The 601-nt window shown below is 46.8% G+C and carries 2 tRNA genes and 1 rRNA gene; all 3 read right to left on the minus strand.

What is annotated here, in order from left to right:
- Positions 1-274: 274 nt before the first annotated feature.
- Positions 275-350 (minus strand) — tRNA-Ala (locus tag AEQ67_RS31775).
- Between the two features lie 28 nt (positions 351-378).
- A tRNA-Ile gene (locus tag AEQ67_RS31780) sits at positions 379-455 on the minus strand.
- Positions 456-537: 82 nt separating this feature from the next.
- Positions 538-601 (minus strand): 16S ribosomal RNA (locus AEQ67_RS31785); the annotation flags it as partial.

Genomic DNA, 601 nt, shown 5'->3' on the forward strand with positions numbered 1-601 from the left:
CCGTATGCGCTTCTTCACTTGACCATATAACCCCAAGCAATCTGGTTATACTGTGAAGACGACATTCGCCGAAAATTCGATCATACTCAATTAAGAGCAACTCACAAATTTTACCTTAGCCTGATCCGTTACCAGTGAAAGTAACGTTCAGTCTATCTTTCTATCACATACCCAAATTTTTAAAGAACGATCTAATCCAAAGACTAGAAATCAACATTCACCATCATCACAATGGAATGCTCATTTCTAAGCTTTCAACAAACAGAAGCAGTAGTGGTGGAGCCAAACGGGATCGAACCGTTGACCTCCTGCGTGCAAGGCAGGCGCTCTCCCAGCTGAGCTATGGCCCCGTATTGCTACAGGTTCCCACACAAAAATTGGTGGGTCTGGGCAGATTCGAACTGCCGACCTCACCCTTATCAGGGGTGCGCTCTAACCAACTGAGCTACAGACCCAATTTCGGGCTGCTTCTTATCGTCTTCTTCAATGAATCAAGCAATTCGTGTGGGAACTTATGGAGCAGCTGATGTCGTCGATTAAGGAGGTGATCCAGCCGCAGGTTCCCCTACGGCTACCTTGTTACGACTTCACCCCAGTCATG

Origin of the sequence: Pseudomonas sp. RIT-PI-q, assembly GCF_001297125.1 — a bacterium.
Taxonomy (GTDB): domain Bacteria; phylum Pseudomonadota; class Gammaproteobacteria; order Pseudomonadales; family Pseudomonadaceae; genus Aquipseudomonas.